We start from the raw sequence: 17,197 nt of genomic DNA, 5'->3' as shown, positions 1-17,197 counted from the left end.
GTGACTTACTGGGTAAGAGCAGCACTCAAACAAGAGAGTGCTGCAATCAATCTTATTTTCCAGCTTGCTCATTGAGGAAACGAGCAAGTGTACGGACACCCATACCCGTTGCTCCCGCAGCCCATTTATCAGAAGCGGCTTTACGATACGTACCCGCACAGTCGAAATGTAACCAGCCTTTTTTGTAGTCCTCAACGAAGTAAGACAAGAACGCAGCTGCAGTACTTGCACCTGGAGAATAATCACCAGAGCTGATATTCGATAAATCGGCAAAATTAGATGGCAACATTTCTCGATGGAAATCAGCAAGTGGTAGCGGCCACAAGCCTTCTTTTTCCTGGCTTGCCGCCGTAAGCGCTTGATGCGATAGCTCATCATCAAAGCTCATTAGCGCATGGTAATCGTTACCTAACGCATTCTTCGCTGCGCCTGTTAGCGTCGCGCAGTCAATGATTAACTCAGGCTTTTGCTCACTGGCGTAGATAAGACCGTCTGCAAGCACCAAGCGACCTTCCGCGTCGGTATTCATAATCTCAACGGTTTTGCCGTTTTTGTAAGTGATGATGTCGCCAAGCTTAAGGGCACGGCCAGAAACCATGTTCTCAGCACAACACAAGATCAGTTTTACGCGCTTGTTTAAACCGCGCAAGATAGCTAATCCTAGGCCACCAGTGATAGTACCCGAGCCACCCATATCTGCTTTCATAGCACTCATGAAGGTAGAAGGCTTCAAGCTGTAACCACCGGAATCAAAGGTGATGCCTTTACCCACAAGACATGCGAATACAGGTGCGTTTTCGTCACCAGTTGGGTTGTAGTCTAACTGAAGCATCGCAGAAGTACGCTCAGAACCACGGCCTACTGCGTAAATACCTTCCCAACCTTCTGCCAACAAGTCTTTGTCTTTGACGATACGTGCTGTCACCGTGCCTTTCGGCGCAACAGATTTGATGAATTCAGCAGCCATTGTCGCTAGCTGACGAGGAGCAACTTCTTCTGCCGTTTTGTTGATAATATCGCGGGTAAAATCAGTCGAAGTAATACGAGCTTGAAGCTCTGCTTGATCTTCATCAGACAATGCTGCCCACTCAACTGAGCCATGTTTTTTAGGGTTACGGAACCCTTGGTGGAAAGCCCATACGCTCTCTAGATCCCAGTTATCACCAGAAAGAAAAATAGAACGAATTCCTTGGCCATCTAGCTGACGAGCTGCACGTTGAATTGCGCCGAGATCATGACCTTCACCTAAGTGAATAGTTGCGCCGTTTTCAGCGAATGAAAGCAGTGCTTTTTCACCCCAATGTGGTGCTGCCGACTCTTGACTTAAAAATACAGACATCTGTGTAGACATGGTTTCTCCTTGTCTTATAGCAGCGTTGCCTACGCTGCTTCTTTTTAATAACTCACGGATGTTAGCATTATGTAGGGCAAAAATGTCAATTGGATAAAAAAACGGACCTAAAGGTCCGCTTTTTTTAGTAAGAATTGTTAACTAGGCTGTGTTTTACAGACTTAGTCCGCTTCGTCCATCCAGCACATGATAACGGCTTCTAGAATCTTTTCATTAGAACGGTTTGGCTCATCGTCAAACTCATCTAACTCCATGATCCATTGATGAAGATCGGTAAAACGCACTGTTTTTGGATCGACATCTGGAAACTTGTCACAAAGTTCAATCGCGATATCGCGAGAATCTGTCCATTTCATTGCTCATCTTCCTTTTGCTTCTTCCCTATATTGGGAAGATAGTTTTAGTGATCTTCTGAAGCGTGGTTTAGTGTGTATTTAGGAATTTCTACCACCAAGTCTTCATCAGCAATTCTCGCCTGACACCCTAGGCGTGACTCAGGCTCTAGACCCCACGCTTTATCTAGCATGTCGTCTTCTAGTTCTTCACTTTCTTCTAGTGAATCAAAACCTTCACGGATGATTACGTGGCAGGTAGTACACGCACATGACTTCTCACACGCATGTTCAATACCGATACCGTTTTTTAGCGCTACGTCTAGAACGGTGTCACCAGAGTTTGCTTCCAACACTGCACCTTCTGGGCACAAATCATCGTGTGGTAATACAATAATCTTAGGCATAACTACTTATCTCTTATATATCGTCTACTGATTGACCTGACAACGCAGCTCGAATCGATTTATCCATACGGCGTGATGCGAAATCTTGGCTCGCTTTATCGGTATCTTTAATGCCTTGCTCTATCGCATCTGCATCATCACCATTACGCAGCTCAATCAAGGCTTCGATGGCTTTAATCAAGTTTTGTTTCTCTTGTTCTGATAGTAAGTCATCACCATCAGCTTGCATCGCTGCAATCAAACCTTCTATCACTCGGTCGGCTTCAACACGCTGCTCAGCTAAGGCACGAGCTTGCATGTCTTCTTTTGCGTGCGTCATTGAATCACGCAACATATCCGCCACTTCATTGTCACTTAAGCCGTAAGAAGGTTTTACTTGAATCTCTGATTGAACACCAGTGCTCTTCTCCATTGCCGTAACAGAAAGAAGGCCATCAGCGTCAACTTGGTAAGTCACGCGAATATGTGCCGCACCCGCTGCCATCGGAGGAATACCTTTTAACGAGAAGCGAGCAAGTGAACGACAGTCATCAACCATTTCACGTTCACCTTGTACCACATGAACACTCATCGCCGTTTGGCCATCTTTGAATGTGGTAAATTCTTGCGCACGCGCAACGGGAATCGTAGTGTTGCGGGGGATGATCTTCTCGACCAAACCACCCATGGTTTCAATACCGAGCGACAGTGGAATCACATCAAGAAGCAACATTTCAGAGTCAGGCTTGTTACCCGCGAGAATGTCTGCTTGGATACCCGCGCCGATTGCAACAACTTCATCAGGGTTAATGCTTGTCAGGGGTGTGCGACCAAAAAACTCGCCTACCATTTCACGAACCAGCAATGTACGGGTTGAGCCACCAACCATGACGACCTCGAGTACTTCATCTGCGTCGACATCCGCATCTTTTAATGCGCGACGACAAGACATCAGTGTTTTCTTCACTAGCGGACGAATCAGATCTTCGAACTGCTCGCGAGTCACGGTGCCTTTCCAACCAAAAACGTCAACGTCAACACTGTCTTGCTCAGAGAAAGCAATCTTAGCTTCAGTAGCAATGTTCAACAGTGTACGGTTCTTTTCTGCAGAAAGCGGCGCTTCTAGACCCGCTTGCTCCATTAAATAATCGGCAAATAAATGGTCGAAGTCGTCACCGCCTAATGCAGAGTCGCCACCTGTTGCTAATACTTCAAATACGCCTTTCGATAAACGTAGGATAGAGATATCAAAAGTACCGCCACCTAGATCGTAAACCGCAATCACACCTTCTTGACCTGAGTCTAGGCCATAAGCAATTGCCGCAGCGGTTGGTTCGTTAAGTAGACGGAGAACATGAAGACCAGCTAATTTCGCCGCATCTTTTGTACCTGCACGTTGCGCGTCATCAAAGTAAGCAGGAACGGTAATAACGACACCTGCTAACTCACCACCTAACGTATCTTCAGCTCGCTTACCCAATACTTTTAGGATGTCCGCAGATACTTCAATCGGGTTTTTGTCACCTTGAGGTGTTTGCAAAATTGGCAGGCCGTTTTCACTCTCTTTAAAACGATAAGGAAGTGAAGAGTAACGGGACTGAATGTCCTTTAATGAACGACCGATCAAACGTTTTACAGAGATAATCGTGTTCTCTGGTTCAAACTCTGCTTTGGCTTTGGCTTCGTGGCCGACCGTTAACGTTTCCTCAGCGTAATTAACGACTGAAGGTAAAATAGTACGGCCCTGCTCGTCCGCAAGTGGAGTTGCATCGCCGCTACGTACAGAAGCAACCAAAGAGTTGGTAGTACCTAAGTCGATACCCGCTGCTAACTTATGCTCATGAGGTGCCGAGCTTTGGCCCGGTTCTGCGATTTGAAGTAGTGCCATGATAGGTCCTTGTCACGCTTACTAGCCGAGGAGTTTGTCTTCGACTAGCTCAATTTCGTTCTTTAGTTTGGCAATGAATTTTAGCTTACGAACTCGGTCTGCGGCTTCAGCCCATAGACCATCATCAAGCTCTTGCTCGACGCTTGCCAGATGCTGTTTGTACATTTTGCTGACCTTAGAGTCGAAGTCAAAAAGCGCCGATTCAGGATCGGAGTTGTCAGCAATCTCTTCCAGTTCTTCGCGCAGTTCCATTTGCTCCATTAAGAACATCGGATCTTGCATTGTTTGCTGTTCACCTCGGATCTCAACACCTTGCTCAGCGAGGATATACTCGGCGCGAGAAATAGGATTTTTCAGAACTTGATAGGCATCGTTGATTTGCGCCGCCTTTTGCACCGCCATCAAACGGTCACGTTCTGAGCCCGTTGCAAAGTTATCCGGGTGGAAGCGTTTTTGTAGTTCTCGGAACTGAGAAGAAAGAAGGCTACCATCCAGCTTAAACTGACTTGGTAGCCCAAATAATTCAAAGTGATTCATTAAGTTCGGGTCCTAGTAAAGCCTTCCGGACTCGTTTGCCCAGAAGGACAATCAATTAGACGTTGAAGCTTTCACCACAACCACATTCACTTTTCGCGTTAGGGTTGTTGAATTCAAAACCTTCATTCAACCCTTCTTTCACGTAATCCAATTCAGTACCATCTAGGTACACTAAGCTCTTTTGATCGATGATAATTTTCACTCCAGAGAGTTCAAATACTTCGTCTTCTTCATTGAGCTCATCAACAAACTCAAGTACGTATGCCATGCCGGAACAACCAGTCGTCTTCACTCCAAGACGTAAACCGATACCTTTGCCTCGGTTATCTAGGAATGCTCTTACGCGACTTGCCGCTGATTCTGTCATTGTGATGGCCATACTGCACCTTAGTCTGTCTAAATTTCGATTGGAATGGGAGCGTCAAAGCTCCCATTATATTACGGAATAATTATTCTTGGTGTTTTTTCTTGTAGTCAGCAACCGCTGCTTTGATTGCATCTTCAGCAAGAATAGAACAGTGAACTTTCACTGGTGGAAGCTCTAGCTCTTCAGCAATCTCAGAGTTTTTAATTGCTGCCGCTTCATCAACTGACTTACCTTTTACCCACTCAGTTACTAGTGAGCTTGATGCGATTGCACTACCACAACCGTATGTTTTGAACTTCGCATCTTCGATGATACCTTCAGGTGTCACTTTGATTTGAAGCTTCATTACGTCACCACACGCAGGAGCGCCAACCATGCCGCTACCTACTGATGGATCTTCTTTATCGAATGAACCAACATTACGTGGGTTCTCGTAGTGATCAATTACTTTTTCGCTGTATGCCATGATAAATTACCTCGAATCCTCTATTTCAATCCCTGAGATTAATGGTGAGCCCATTCAACAGTGCTCAAATCAATCCCTTCTTTGTACATATCCCATAGAGGAGACATGTCGCGTAGCTTAGTCACTGCAACGCGGATTTGTTCAATTGCGTAATCAATTTCTTCTTCAGTCGTGAAACGACCAAACGAGAAACGAACCGAGCTGTGAGCCAATTCGTCATCCATGCCTAGGGCACGAAGAACGTAAGAAGGCTCAAGGCTTGCAGACGTACAAGCACTACCAGAAGATACCGCTAGATCTTTAAGCGACATTAGTAGTGATTCACCTTCTACGAATGCGAAACTGATGTTTAGGTTGTGTGGTACACGCTGCTCAAAGTCACCGTTTACCGTCACTGCTTCTAAGTCTTTCACGCCATCAAAAAGACGGTTACGAAGCGCTAAAGCATGATCGTAATCTTTTTGCATGTCTTCTTTTGCAATGCGGAATGCTTCACCCATACCTACGATTTGGTGAGTAGGTAGTGTACCAGAGCGGAAACCACGCTCATGACCGCCACCGTGCATTTGCGCTTCAAGACGAATACGAGGCTTACGACGTACATAAAGTGCACCGATACCTTTAGGACCGTAAACTTTGTGAGCAGAAAGTGAAATTAGATCAACTTTCATCTCTTGAACGTCGATTGGTAATTTACCAGCAGATTGCGCAGCGTCCACGTGGAAAACAATTTTACGCTCACGGCACAGTTCGCCGATCGCTGTAATGTCTTGAACCACACCAATCTCGTTGTTTACATGCATAATAGACACAAGCACGGTGTCATCACGCATGGCTGCTCTAAGCTTCTCTAGATCGATCAAGCCATTTGATTCTGGCTCAAGGTAAGTCACTTCAAAGCCTTCACGCTCAAGTTGACGACATGGGTCAAGAACGGCTTTGTGCTCTGTTTTACAAGTGATTACGTGCTTGCCTTTCTTCGAGTAAAAGTGCGCTGCACCTTTAATCGCAAGGTTGTCTGATTCTGTCGCACCAGATGTAAATACGATTTCGCGAGGATCTGCATTTAGAAGGTCAGCAATTTGCTCACGAGCAGTATCGACCGCTTCTTCTGCCTGCCAGCCGTAACGGTGCGAACGTGACGCTGGGTTGCCAAATGTGCCATCCATTGTCATGTACTGAACCATTTTTTCAGCAACACGTGGATCAACTGGACATGTAGCGGAATAATCAAGATAAATCGGCAGTTTCATTCTCTACTCCAATGTAAAAAGCTGACCGCTAAGAGCGGACGTTTACACCGATGGGCGCGGCGGTTGTATTTTTGTTTGATAGCCCATGGGTTACCGCCAGATCAATGTCCTGACGATCAGAAATTTCGAGTACTTCATTGTCTGTCATCAACTCACCAAGAGTGATGTTATTCAAAAAGTCACTAATGCGAGAGCTTAGGTCACGCCACAGCGTGTGAGTAAGGCAACGTGTTCCACCTTGGCAATCTCCTTTACCTTGGCATTTGGTTGCATCTACTGACTCATCAACGGCAGCAATCACGGTACCAATAGCGATACTGTGAGCGTCGGCACCAAGTCGGTAACCACCACCAGGACCACGAACGCTGGCAACGAGACCTGCTTTACGCAATTTTGAAAATAGCTGCTCTAAGTAAGAGAGCGAGATCCCTTGACGCTCTGAAATATCAGCCAGAGGTACAGGGTTTTGTTGCGAATGCAGTGCCACATCCAGCATGGCTGTCACCGCATATCTTCCTTTAGATGTAAGTTTCATACCACACCGTATCCACATGGTTTGTAATGGTTAAGATTTTTCCATACCTGAGTAATTTGGTCAAGTATTTATTTGACCATTTTACTCAGGTATTCATCCTTACACCTAAAGTGGTTATTATTTACTCAGAACTTCTTTTCTATCGAAGTCAAAACGCCTCGTAGAATATTAAGTTCTTGGGTTTCTGGTCGAGCACGAGAGAACAAACGGCGCAACTTATTCATCACCTGTCCAGGTTGCTCTTTGTTAATAAACTGGGTCTCAACCATCACCTTTTCAAGATGCTCGAAGAACATTTCGAGTTCTCGATGACGCGGGTATTCTTCCGATTCATTTGGGGAAAACTGGCTTTGCTCTAAGTTCAAGTGTGCAACTCGCACTTCGTAACTGAGAGTTTGTACAGCCATAGCTAGGTTAAGCGAGCTGTACTCAGGATTAGCGGGAATACAAACATGGTAGTGGCACTTTTGTAGCTCTTCGTTTGTCAAACCAGTTCTTTCTCGGCCAAACACGAGCGCAACCGGATGCTTTCGGCCTTCAACTGCAAATTTCTCACCGCATTCACGTGGCTCGAGCATTGGCCATTCTAATGTACGAGAGCGGGCGCTAGAACCCACAACAAGGCCACAATCTTCAACCGCTTCTTCTAATGTGCCGACAATCTTTGCATTTTGAGCAATATCACCAGCACCCGCAGCTAAAGCAAGAGTTTGTTCATCCACTTCACATTGTGGATCGACTAATACTAGTTGGTTTAAACCCATCACTTTCATTGCTCGAGCTGCTGAGCCAATATTGCCTGAATGAGAGGTACCTACGAGTACAATTTTTACTTGATCCAACATCTGTGTTTGCTACCTAAATTAAAACCGCAGAATGTTATCATAGTTTTTTAAGACACCCTAGAGGCAAGCAGACCTCTCTTCTCATTCTTGGTTATTGTTCTCGTCCGCAGTATGCTCTGTACACTCAACCAGCCGCATTTAGAACAAAAAATAACCACTTCCCTTTTTAATTATCTCTGGTATACTCGCCGCCGCTTTCATTTGTTCTTTAACATCCGTTGGGAAATTCGTATGCATCCAATGCTAAACATTGCTATTCGCGCTGCGCGAAAGGCAGGCAATCATATTGCTAAATCATTAGAAAACACTGATAAAGTAGAATCTACTCTTAAAGGCACTAATGACTTTGTCACTAACGTAGACAAAGAAGCAGAATACATCATCATCGATACTATCAAGCAGTCTTACCCTGAGCACTGTATCGTTGCTGAAGAACAAGGTCTTATCGAAGGTAAAGATAAAGACGTACAATGGATCATCGACCCACTGGATGGCACCACTAACTTTGTAAAAGGTTACCCAACTTTCGCGGTTTCTATCGCTGTTCGTATTAAGGGCAAAACTGAAGTTGCTTGTGTTTACGATCCAATGCAAAACGAGCTATTCACTGCACAACGCGGTGCCGGCGCTCAACTAAACAGTGCACGTATTCGTGTTGCTCAACTAAAAGACCTTCAAGGCACTGTTCTAGCAACAGGCTTCCCATTCAAGCAGAAACAACACGCTGAGTCTTACATCAAGATCGTTGGTGCGCTATTCACTGAATGTGCTGATTTCCGTCGTAGCGGCTCTGCTGCTCTTGACCTTTGTTACGTGGCTGCTGGCCGTGTTGATGGTTACTTCGAGCTAGGCCTAAAACCTTGGGATATGGCAGCAGGTGAGCTTATTGCTCGTGAAGCTGGCGCAATCCTAACTGACTTTGCTGGCGGCACTGACTACATGAAGTCTGGTAACATCGTTGCTTCAAGCGCTCGTGGCGTAAAATCTATCCTTAAGCACATTCGCGAAAACGGTAACAGCGCGATCCTTAAGTAAGATTTGAAAGTCATATATAGCCCGTCACGCTGATGACTTTAGAAAGCCCCGCTCATTGAGCTGGGCTTTTTTGTATCTACCGAACCGTATCTACTTAGCTGCAATGTAAGGCTCTCCATACAATGAGGTTCGGCAAACTCACGACTCTATTCAGATACAAAAAAACCGCTGATTGTTCAGCGGTTTTTGTTTTCGGTTCTCAATCTGCCTTATGGCATTTCGTCGAACTCTGCACCTTCTTTTTCTACTTGAGGTGGCATCAAGTGCTCTTTCTGGATACCCAGTTTTAGAGCCAGTGCTGATGCTACGTAGATAGAAGAGTAAGTACCTACAGTGATACCGAGTAAAAGTGCGGTTGCGAAGCCGTGAATCATCGCACCACCCTGCATGAACAGTGCAATTACCACGAACAGCGTCGTACCAGATGTAATCAATGTACGGCTCAACGTTTGAGTGATTGAGGCGTCCATGATGTCCGAAGGTTCACCCTTACGCATCTTACGGAAGTTTTCACGAATCCGGTCAAATACAACTATGGTATCGTTGAGTGAGTAGCCCACAACCGTCAGTAGCGCAGCTACGATGGTCAGGTCAACTTCAATTTGTAGAAACGAGAAGACACCTAGCGTGATAATTATATCGTGAGCCAATGCCATTACCGCACCAGCCGCTAGACGCCATTCAAATCGCATCGATACATAAAGCAGGATACAGATCAGCGATACCAAGATCGCTAGACCACCAGCTTCTGTTAGCTCATCACCAACGTTGGGACCTACGAACTCAATACGACGCATTTCTACGCTTTCGCCAGTACCATCTTTGATAGCACCAATGATTTGGTTACCTAGCGTTTCACCAGAAACGTCATCACGTGGACGAAGACGGACCATGACTTCACGAGCACTACCGAAGTTTTGTACTGTCGCATCACCAAAGCCTTTGGAATCTAGTGCTGCACGAATCTCTTCAAGGTTTGCTGGCTGTTCAAAACCTACCTCGATAAGCGTACCGCCAGTGAAATCTAGACCCCAATTAAGCCACTTGGTTGACAAAGTGAAGATAGAAGCAGCAATCATTATAATTGAAAAAACGAATGCTACTTTCGACCAACGCATAAAGCCGATCGTCTTCTCTGCTTTTAGAATTTGAAACATATTAATTCCCAGCCTTAGATCGACAATTTATCAACGCGTTTGCCACCGTAGATCAGGTTCACGATACAACGTGTACCAATAATGGCGGTGAACATTGAAGTTAAGATACCGATAGATAGAGTAACTGCGAAACCTTTCACCGCACCTGTACCGACCGCAAATAGAATGATTGCAGTAATTAGTGTTGTGATGTTCGCATCAGCAATCGTGCTGAATGCATTCGCGTAACCTTGGTGAATTGCTTGTTGTGGACTGCGTCCATCACGAATTTCTTCACGGATACGCTCGAAGATCAGTACGTTCGCATCAACCGCCATACCGACTGTTAACACGATACCGGCTATCCCTGGAAGCGTCATGGTAGCGCCTGGAATCATCGACATAACACCAATGATAAGCACCAAGTTTGCCATTAGAGCGATGTTTGCAATCAAACCAAAGCCGCGGTAGTAAAGCAGCGTAAATAGCATTACGGCAACCATACCCCAGATACATGCTTGGATACCCATATCGATGTTTTGCTGGCCCATTGATGGACCAATGGTACGTTCTTCAACGATAGAGATAGGTGCAATCAGTGCACCAGCACGTAGTAGAAGTGCTAGGTTGTGTGCTTCTGCAGCAGAGTCGATACCTGTAATACGGAAGTTACGACCAAGAGCCGATTGAATCGTTGCTTGGTTGATGACTTCTTCATGCTTATCCAGAATAACTTTGCCTTCAGGCGTACGACGGCCACTGTCTTTGTATTCTGCAAACACGGTAGCCATTAGCTTACCAATGTTCTTCTTAGAGAACGCAGACATCTTATTACCACCTTCGCTGTCTAGCGAGATGTTAACTTGTGGACGACCATATTCATCAACACTTGAGCTTGCATCTGTGATGCTTTGACCGCCAAGAATAACGCGCTTCTTAAGCACAACTGGGCGACCATCACGGTCCATCTTGATTTCACTACCTGCTGGCGCACGACCATTTGCCGCTGCCGATAGGTCAGCTTTATCATCAACTTCACGGAATTCAAGCGTTGCCGTAGCTCCGAGAATTTCTTTTGCACGAGCAGTGTCTTGAACACCAGGCAGTTCAACCACAATGCGACTAGCACCTTGACGTTGAACCAATGGTTCCGCAACACCTAGTTCGTTGACACGATTACGCAAAATCGTAATGTTTTGCTCAACAGCATAGTTACGGATCTCTTGTAAACGTTGCTCAGTAAAAGTGGCAGTAAGAGCGTAACGGCCATTTGAATCAGAATCGACAAAAATCATGTCCGGGTGATTCTTTTCTAGCGTTGCTTTCGCTTCTGCTAATTGCTCTTCGTTACGCAACAACACTTCTACCGCTTCTTTTCCAGAAGGGCGGATTGCACGGTAACGAATCTTGGCGTCACGAAGTTCGCTACGGAAAGCTTCTTCTTGTTGACCAACAAGCTTTTCCATCGCTGCATCCATATCCACTTCCATTAAGAAGTGAACACCACCGCGAAGGTCAAGACCTAGCTTCAATGGTGACGCGCCAATCGCTTCTAGCCAATCGGGTGTAGAAGGTGCAAGGTTAAGTGCAACAATTGTGTCTTTGCCTAGCGCTTCGCTGATGACATCACGAGCACTGATTTGTGTGTCAGTGTCGTTAAAACGAACAAGAATTGATCCATCTTCGAGAGCAATGGATTTATGAGAAAGTTGCTCTTTGTTAAGAGCAGTAGTGACAGCATCCAGCGTTGACATATCTACAGAGGCGCCACGCGCCCCTGTAACTTGAATAGCCGGATCTTCACCGTAGATATTTGGAAGTGCGTATAACGCAGCGGTGATGATGGCAAAAAGCACCATCAAGTACTTCCATAATGGATAACGGTTTAGCACAGCGAGGATCCTTTAGCTGTTTTATAGAGACTTAAGCGTACCTTTTGGTAGCACTGCAGTGATGAAGTCTTTCTTGATTACTACTTCATTGTTCGCGTTAAGCTCAATTGAAATGTAGTCATTGTCTTCAGCAATCTTAGTGATTTTACCCACTAGGCCACCGCTAGTTAAAACTTCGTCGCCTTTGCCCATAGAAGCCATTAGGTTTTTGTGTTCTTTTACGCGTTTCGCTTGTGGGCGATAAATCATGAAGTAAAAGATCACTGCGAACATGCCAAGCATGATTAGCATTTCAAAACCACCGCCTGCTGGCGCGCCTTCTGCTGCTGCGTGAGCCTGAGAAATAAACATTAAAACATCCTCATTATATTTTATTGATAATCAAACAAATTGGGCTTTCGCATTTTAGATTCAAGTCTGAGAGTAACTAATAGAGATCGCTCTCTCAAAAATAACGTGCGTTAGCCTACTTTATTAGCAAAAGCCTCTGGCGACATGCCAAAGGCTTTAATTCTTTTAGTTTTTCAATTACTGCTCTTTTGCTAGTGGTGGCACTTCACGGCCACGACGCTCATAGAACTCAGTAACAAATTCATCGAAGCGATCTTCATCAATTGCTTTACGAATGCTTTCCATCAGACGTTGGTAGTAACGCAGGTTATGGATTGTATTCAAGCGAGCGCCTAAGATTTCATTACAACGCTCTAAATGGTGAAGGTACGACTTGCTGTAGTTTTGACAAGTGTAACAGTCACAATGCGGATCCAATGGTGTTGTATCCGTTTTATGTTTCGCATTACGGATCTTGATCACACCACCAGTCACAAATAAGTGACCATTACGTGCGTTACGCGTTGGCATTACACAGTCAAACATGTCGATACCACGACGAACACCTTCAACCAAGTCTTCTGGCTTACCTACGCCCATCAAGTAGCGAGGTTTGTCTTCAGGAAGTTGAGGACAAGTATGCTCAAGAATACGGTGCATGTCTTCTTTAGGCTCACCTACTGCCAAACCACCAACCGCGTAACCGTCAAAACCGATTTCCGTTAGACCTTTTACCGACACATCACGTAAATCTTCGTAAACACCACCTTGGACAATACCAAATAGGTTGTTCGGGTTTTCTAGCTTCTCGAAGTGGTCACGTGAACGCTGTGCCCAGCGTAATGACATTTCCATCGATTTCTTCGCTTCATCGTGTGTCGCTGGGTAAGGCGTACACTCGTCAAAAATCATAACGATGTCAGAGCCCAGGTCTTTTTGAATTTCCATCGACTTTTCTGCGTCCATGAAAATCTTGTCACCGTTTACTGGGTTACGAAAGTGAACACCTTCTTCAGTGATCGTACGCATCTTACCAAGGCTGAATACTTGAAAGCCGCCTGAATCAGTAAGAATAGGACCGTGCCAGTTCATAAAATCGTGCAGGTCACCGTGCATTTTCATCACTTCTTGACCAGGACGTAGCCACAGGTGGAACGTATTACCTAGCAGAATTTCTGCACCAGTACCTTTTACTTCTTCTGGTGTCATACCTTTAACGGTACCGTAAGTACCTACTGGCATGAACGCAGGAGTTTGAACAGTGCCGCGTTCGAAAGTCAGTTGACCACGACGTGCATTGCCGTTTTTCTTCTTAAGATCGAATTTTAATTTCACGATGCCTCCGGGTGTCAGAGAAACAGTCTGACTGAGTGTTTAGGGCTCTACCCTACTTTAAGGAGCGGTCGCTTTTCCTTGCGAGAGACAAAGCAATGGATGCTTTATTTCCTAGCTTACTGCTAGCACTCGTAAATCTATTTTTAACTACGCCGTTTTCTTCTTGATGAACATTGAATCGCCATACGAGAAGAAACGGTATTTGTTTTCCACCGCATGTTTGTAAGCATTCATGGTGTTCTCGTATCCAGCAAATGCACTCACCAACATGATCAGTGTTGATTCAGGCAAGTGGAAGTTTGTGATCAAGCAATCCACTAGCTGATATTCGTAACCAGGGAAAATAAAGATTTCAGTATCGCCAAAGAATGGGGCCAGCTCAGTCCCTTTTTGCAATGCGTCTTGCGCTGCACTTTCAAGTGAACGCACAGATGTGGTACCAACAGCAATAATTCGTCCGCCACGCGCTTTCGTCGCTTTAATTGCTTCGACGACTTCTTGTGGTACTTCTACGTACTCGGCATGCATGTGGTGATCGTTGATATTTTCCACTTTTACCGGCTGGAATGTACCCGCCCCAACGTGCAAAGTAACGTAAGCAAACTCTGCACCTTTCGCTTTGATTTTCTCCAAGAGAACATCATCAAAGTGAAGGCCCGCTGTAGGTGCCGCAACCGCACCTGGCTTTTGATTATATACCGTTTGGTAACGCTCTTTATCTGCATCTTCGTCTGGACGGTCGATGTAAGGAGGAAGCGGCATATGGCCGATTTCTTCCAGAATTTCTAGTACCGTCTTATCAGAACTAAATTTCAGTTCAAATAAAGCATCATGGCGTGCAACCATCTCTGCTGAATATTCATCATTCTCGCCAACAATAATGGTTGTACCTGGTTTTGGTGATTTAGAGCAACGAACGTGCGCGAGGATGCTTTTCTCATCCAACATGCGCTCCACTAGCACTTCTAATTTACCGCCCGATTCCTTGCGGCCAAAAAGACGAGCAGGAATAACACGAGTATTATTAAACACCACTAAGTCACCGGGTTGAACTTGGCCCAATACATCAGTAAATGTGCCATCAATGAGCTCTCCGGTATTGCCGTCCATTTGCAGCAGTCGGCTAGCGGTACGCTCTGGTTGAGGGTAGCGAGCGATGAGTTCATCTGGAAGGTCGAAATGGAAATCTGATACTTGCATGTTACTTGTCTTATCTATTGGTCAAATCACGTCTAGGCGACGATAAAATTGCGACGAGTTTTTCGCAGCAGACTAGTATATGTTTACATGCTGCAATAGCAAGCAAATCACCAGAATATAGCAGTAAAAGCCATGGTGAAGAGTGTAATAAAACGTGAAAAGCCTCGATGACTTGGCACTATTTTTAATTTGAGCCCCAAAGAGAGAACATGAAAAAAGCAAAGCAACGTATACCGCTGCTTATTAGTTTGGCATTCCAATCGCCCTATCAAACCTCACGCTTTCGCCACAAGAATAACGGCACGAATAAACCCAATAACCAAAACCCTAGACTGCCACCTTCATCATCTGAGCCTTTGAAATCACAGTTATTGGTCGCAATGCCATCGTGACACTCTTTATTGTCACCACTTTCATTGTTAGCACTTTTGATAAAATTCGGCGCAATGATGTAACGACTTGGTGGCGCATCGGCAGTGATGTAAGACTGTACCCAGTCGTAATAGTGGCTCACCTTGGTATAGAAACTTGGGATCGTCAAAGAGCCACACGTTGGTAGAATAAGAGGGCCGCCACTAACAATACCAATTTGTTTGCCGGTCGCCACATCGACCAACGGGCCACCACTGTCACCTTTACATGCAGAGTTGCCATATTGGGTATGGCTATCCGGCTCCAATACATGGTTTTGTGTTGGTAGCGTACAGATTTTGGTTTGGTTTTCTCTTGAGTCGATAATCCCCGGAAAACTGCTGCCAATTTCTAAACGCTCATAACATTTGTCGATGGGTAAAAATGTACTAATGGTGGTTTTGAGCGTATTGGAAGGTTCAGAAGCATCCGGCTGAGTGGTCCCCCACCCAAACACTTGCACATTTTCGACACGTTGATTGGTCAGGTAATTATCGTTCCAATCCGCCACCAAACGTGCTTCGATACTCTCCATGTCAACTTTACTCGCTAGGTCAGCAAAGCTCGCGTTTGCCACTGGGCGCGTGAGATACAGCAACGCGATGTCTGAATCTAAACCGGTTTGGATAGGTTTCACGTTGCCATTACTGTCGGTCTCAGCTTTTGAAATCCGGGTGTAATCCGGATGAACCACAACGTGAGACACCGGATAGAAGTTATCAAGCCCTGCAGAATTAAGTTCATACACATTCGCATTCACCGACAGCTCACCCGGCGGGGTCACATAGTAGGTTGCTTCATTGGTTCCTTGTCCCATCACCACACAGTGCGCCGCAGTCAGTACCCATTGCTCTGTCAGCATCGTTCCACCACACAGCGGAAACTCTGCCATATTACTTGCTCGCAAAGTAACGCGGTCAACAGGATCGGTTTGTTCATCTCCTAACACAATCGCCTGTGTTGATGGCACACTGAATGCCGCCACTGCCAGCGCAATAAGTTTGTTACACGTTGTTCGTTTCATCTAGGTTGCTGTCTTCAATTTGGTAAGCCTGGACGTATCTTCTTCGAGAGAAGAATCTTGGAAAATCCAGCGAATAAAAATGTGCGATTCAATTCATTGGATTACCTTGGGGACACATTCAATATCAACTAAAAATGCCAACTGACTCGCACACAAACCGACTTATTCAAATTAATAAAAACACCAATAAAACACAGATTACGCAGCCCATCAGCATTGTGCTATTTAATTGATGAAAAACGAGTTAGCTCCCAGATATACAGAAAAATATTCTCTATATTTAAGAGAAGGACAATGCCGCTGGAGGTCTCTATGATCAAGGTTGAAGACATGATGACTCGTAATCCTCATACCTTACTGCGCACGCACACCTTGCGTGATGCAAAAAGCATGATGGATGCGCTTGATATTCGACACATTCCGGTTGTTGATGCCAATAACCACTTACAAGGCTTGGTGACTCAACGCGACATTCTTGCTGCTCAAGAATCGAGCTTGCACCCAGATGAGGCTGAACAATCTTTTACTTTAGACACACCGCTCTACGAAATGATGCACACCAACATCATGACGGCAGAGCCTATCGCGGGGCTCAAAGAGAGCGCTATCTATATGCAAAAGCATAAAGTTGGCTGTCTACCTGTTGTCACCAAAGGTCGATTGGTCGGCATTATTACTGATAGTGACTTCGTGACGATTGCGATTAACTTATTGGAACTACAAGAAGAAGTGGAACCTGAAGAAATCGAGCAGGAAGAGTAGTACGCAAGCGTATTCTCTTTGTTGTAAGTTTCGTTTTTACACCGGTTAAACGAAAAAAGAGCGGCAGGGTTGCCGCTCAAAATGCCATTACTGACGCTGATTAAGGAAGTGT

The 17,197-nt window shown here is 45.3% G+C and carries 18 protein-coding genes; 2 read left to right on the top strand and 16 right to left on the bottom strand.

Annotation, left to right across the window (positions count from 1 at the left end; translation table 11 throughout):
* Window positions 1–52: 52 nt before the first annotated feature.
* The 10 genes from pepB to trmJ form a co-directional block, all read right to left on the bottom strand.
* Window positions 53–1,351: an aminopeptidase PepB gene (pepB, locus tag R7Z47_RS15170; protein WP_151514537.1), complete on the bottom strand. Its 1,299-nt coding sequence runs from the start codon at window positions 1,349–1,351 to the stop codon at window positions 53–55.
* A gap of 161 nt (window positions 1,352–1,512) precedes the next feature.
* Complete coding sequence (iscX, locus tag R7Z47_RS15165; protein ID WP_005381711.1) at window positions 1,513–1,707, bottom strand: Fe-S cluster assembly protein IscX; 195 nt, start codon at window positions 1,705–1,707, stop codon at window positions 1,513–1,515.
* 44 nt (window positions 1,708–1,751) lie between these two features.
* Entirely contained in the window at window positions 1,752–2,090 is a 339-nt protein-coding gene (gene fdx / locus R7Z47_RS15160) for an ISC system 2Fe-2S type ferredoxin (protein ID WP_005381713.1), read from the bottom strand.
* 13 nt (window positions 2,091–2,103) lie between these two features.
* Entirely contained in the window at window positions 2,104–3,957 is a 1,854-nt protein-coding gene (hscA, locus tag R7Z47_RS15155; protein WP_017820567.1) for a Fe-S protein assembly chaperone HscA, read from the bottom strand.
* A gap of 21 nt (window positions 3,958–3,978) precedes the next feature.
* Window positions 3,979–4,494 carry a co-chaperone HscB gene (hscB, locus tag R7Z47_RS15150; RefSeq protein WP_042521163.1) on the bottom strand — a complete coding sequence of 172 codons (516 nt, stop codon included), beginning with the start codon at window positions 4,492–4,494 and terminating at the stop codon, window positions 3,979–3,981.
* A 55-nt stretch (window positions 4,495–4,549) separates the two neighbouring features.
* Window positions 4,550–4,873: an iron-sulfur cluster assembly protein IscA gene (iscA, locus tag R7Z47_RS15145; protein WP_005381717.1), complete on the bottom strand. Its 324-nt coding sequence runs from the start codon at window positions 4,871–4,873 to the stop codon at window positions 4,550–4,552.
* A gap of 70 nt (window positions 4,874–4,943) precedes the next feature.
* A complete protein-coding gene (gene iscU / locus R7Z47_RS15140; protein WP_005381718.1) occupies window positions 4,944–5,327 on the bottom strand; it encodes a Fe-S cluster assembly scaffold IscU in 384 nt (127 codons plus the stop codon).
* Window positions 5,328–5,365: 38 nt separating this feature from the next.
* Window positions 5,366–6,580, bottom strand: a complete 1,215-nt coding sequence (locus tag R7Z47_RS15135) for an IscS subfamily cysteine desulfurase (protein ID WP_005381719.1) — start codon at window positions 6,578–6,580, stop codon at window positions 5,366–5,368.
* Between the two features lie 28 nt (window positions 6,581–6,608).
* Window positions 6,609–7,115 carry a Fe-S cluster assembly transcriptional regulator IscR gene (iscR, locus tag R7Z47_RS15130; protein ID WP_005381720.1) on the bottom strand — a complete coding sequence of 169 codons (507 nt, stop codon included), beginning with the start codon at window positions 7,113–7,115 and terminating at the stop codon, window positions 6,609–6,611.
* 125 nt (window positions 7,116–7,240) lie between these two features.
* A complete protein-coding gene (gene trmJ, locus R7Z47_RS15125; RefSeq protein ID WP_005383693.1) occupies window positions 7,241–7,960 on the bottom strand; it encodes a tRNA (cytosine(32)/uridine(32)-2'-O)-methyltransferase TrmJ in 720 nt (239 codons plus the stop codon).
* A gap of 231 nt (window positions 7,961–8,191) precedes the next feature.
* Here trmJ and suhB point away from each other — a divergent pair, with 231 nt between their 5' ends.
* Window positions 8,192–8,995 (top strand): inositol-1-monophosphatase, encoded by an 804-nt coding sequence (gene suhB / locus R7Z47_RS15120; RefSeq protein ID WP_005381722.1) that lies wholly within the window; start codon window positions 8,192–8,194, stop codon window positions 8,993–8,995.
* Between the two features lie 209 nt (window positions 8,996–9,204).
* Here suhB and secF read toward each other — a convergent pair whose 3' ends face one another.
* The 6 genes from secF to R7Z47_RS15090 form a co-directional block, all read right to left on the bottom strand.
* Window positions 9,205–10,152 (bottom strand): protein translocase subunit SecF, encoded by a 948-nt coding sequence (gene secF, locus R7Z47_RS15115; protein ID WP_005383689.1) that lies wholly within the window; start codon window positions 10,150–10,152, stop codon window positions 9,205–9,207.
* A gap of 14 nt (window positions 10,153–10,166) precedes the next feature.
* Window positions 10,167–12,023, bottom strand: coding sequence for a protein translocase subunit SecD (gene secD / locus R7Z47_RS15110; RefSeq protein WP_005381724.1), 1,857 nt, complete (start codon window positions 12,021–12,023; stop codon window positions 10,167–10,169).
* A 21-nt stretch (window positions 12,024–12,044) separates the two neighbouring features.
* Window positions 12,045–12,374 carry a preprotein translocase subunit YajC gene (gene yajC, locus R7Z47_RS15105; RefSeq protein WP_005381725.1) on the bottom strand — a complete coding sequence of 110 codons (330 nt, stop codon included), beginning with the start codon at window positions 12,372–12,374 and terminating at the stop codon, window positions 12,045–12,047.
* Window positions 12,375–12,551: 177 nt separating this feature from the next.
* Window positions 12,552–13,688 carry a tRNA guanosine(34) transglycosylase Tgt gene (gene tgt / locus R7Z47_RS15100; RefSeq protein ID WP_005381727.1) on the bottom strand — a complete coding sequence of 379 codons (1,137 nt, stop codon included), beginning with the start codon at window positions 13,686–13,688 and terminating at the stop codon, window positions 12,552–12,554.
* A gap of 147 nt (window positions 13,689–13,835) precedes the next feature.
* On the bottom strand, window positions 13,836–14,888 hold the full coding sequence (gene queA, locus R7Z47_RS15095; RefSeq protein ID WP_005381728.1) for a tRNA preQ1(34) S-adenosylmethionine ribosyltransferase-isomerase QueA: 1,053 nt from the start codon (window positions 14,886–14,888) through the stop codon (window positions 13,836–13,838).
* A 268-nt stretch (window positions 14,889–15,156) separates the two neighbouring features.
* A complete protein-coding gene (locus tag R7Z47_RS15090; RefSeq protein WP_318130211.1) occupies window positions 15,157–16,323 on the bottom strand; it encodes a trypsin-like serine protease in 1,167 nt (388 codons plus the stop codon).
* 312 nt (window positions 16,324–16,635) lie between these two features.
* On the opposite strand from R7Z47_RS15090, the gene R7Z47_RS15085 reads away from it, so the two are divergent.
* Window positions 16,636–17,085 carry a CBS domain-containing protein gene (locus tag R7Z47_RS15085; protein ID WP_017820562.1) on the top strand — a complete coding sequence of 150 codons (450 nt, stop codon included), beginning with the start codon at window positions 16,636–16,638 and terminating at the stop codon, window positions 17,083–17,085.
* Window positions 17,086–17,197: the final 112 nt, after the last annotated feature.

This window comes from Vibrio sp. 1641, from assembly GCF_033339995.1.
In the GTDB taxonomy this organism is placed as follows: Bacteria; Pseudomonadota; Gammaproteobacteria; order Enterobacterales; family Vibrionaceae; genus Vibrio; species Vibrio alginolyticus.
The sequence above is the reverse complement of the archived record's forward strand: the minus strand, read 5'-3'. Positions and strand labels throughout refer to the sequence as shown.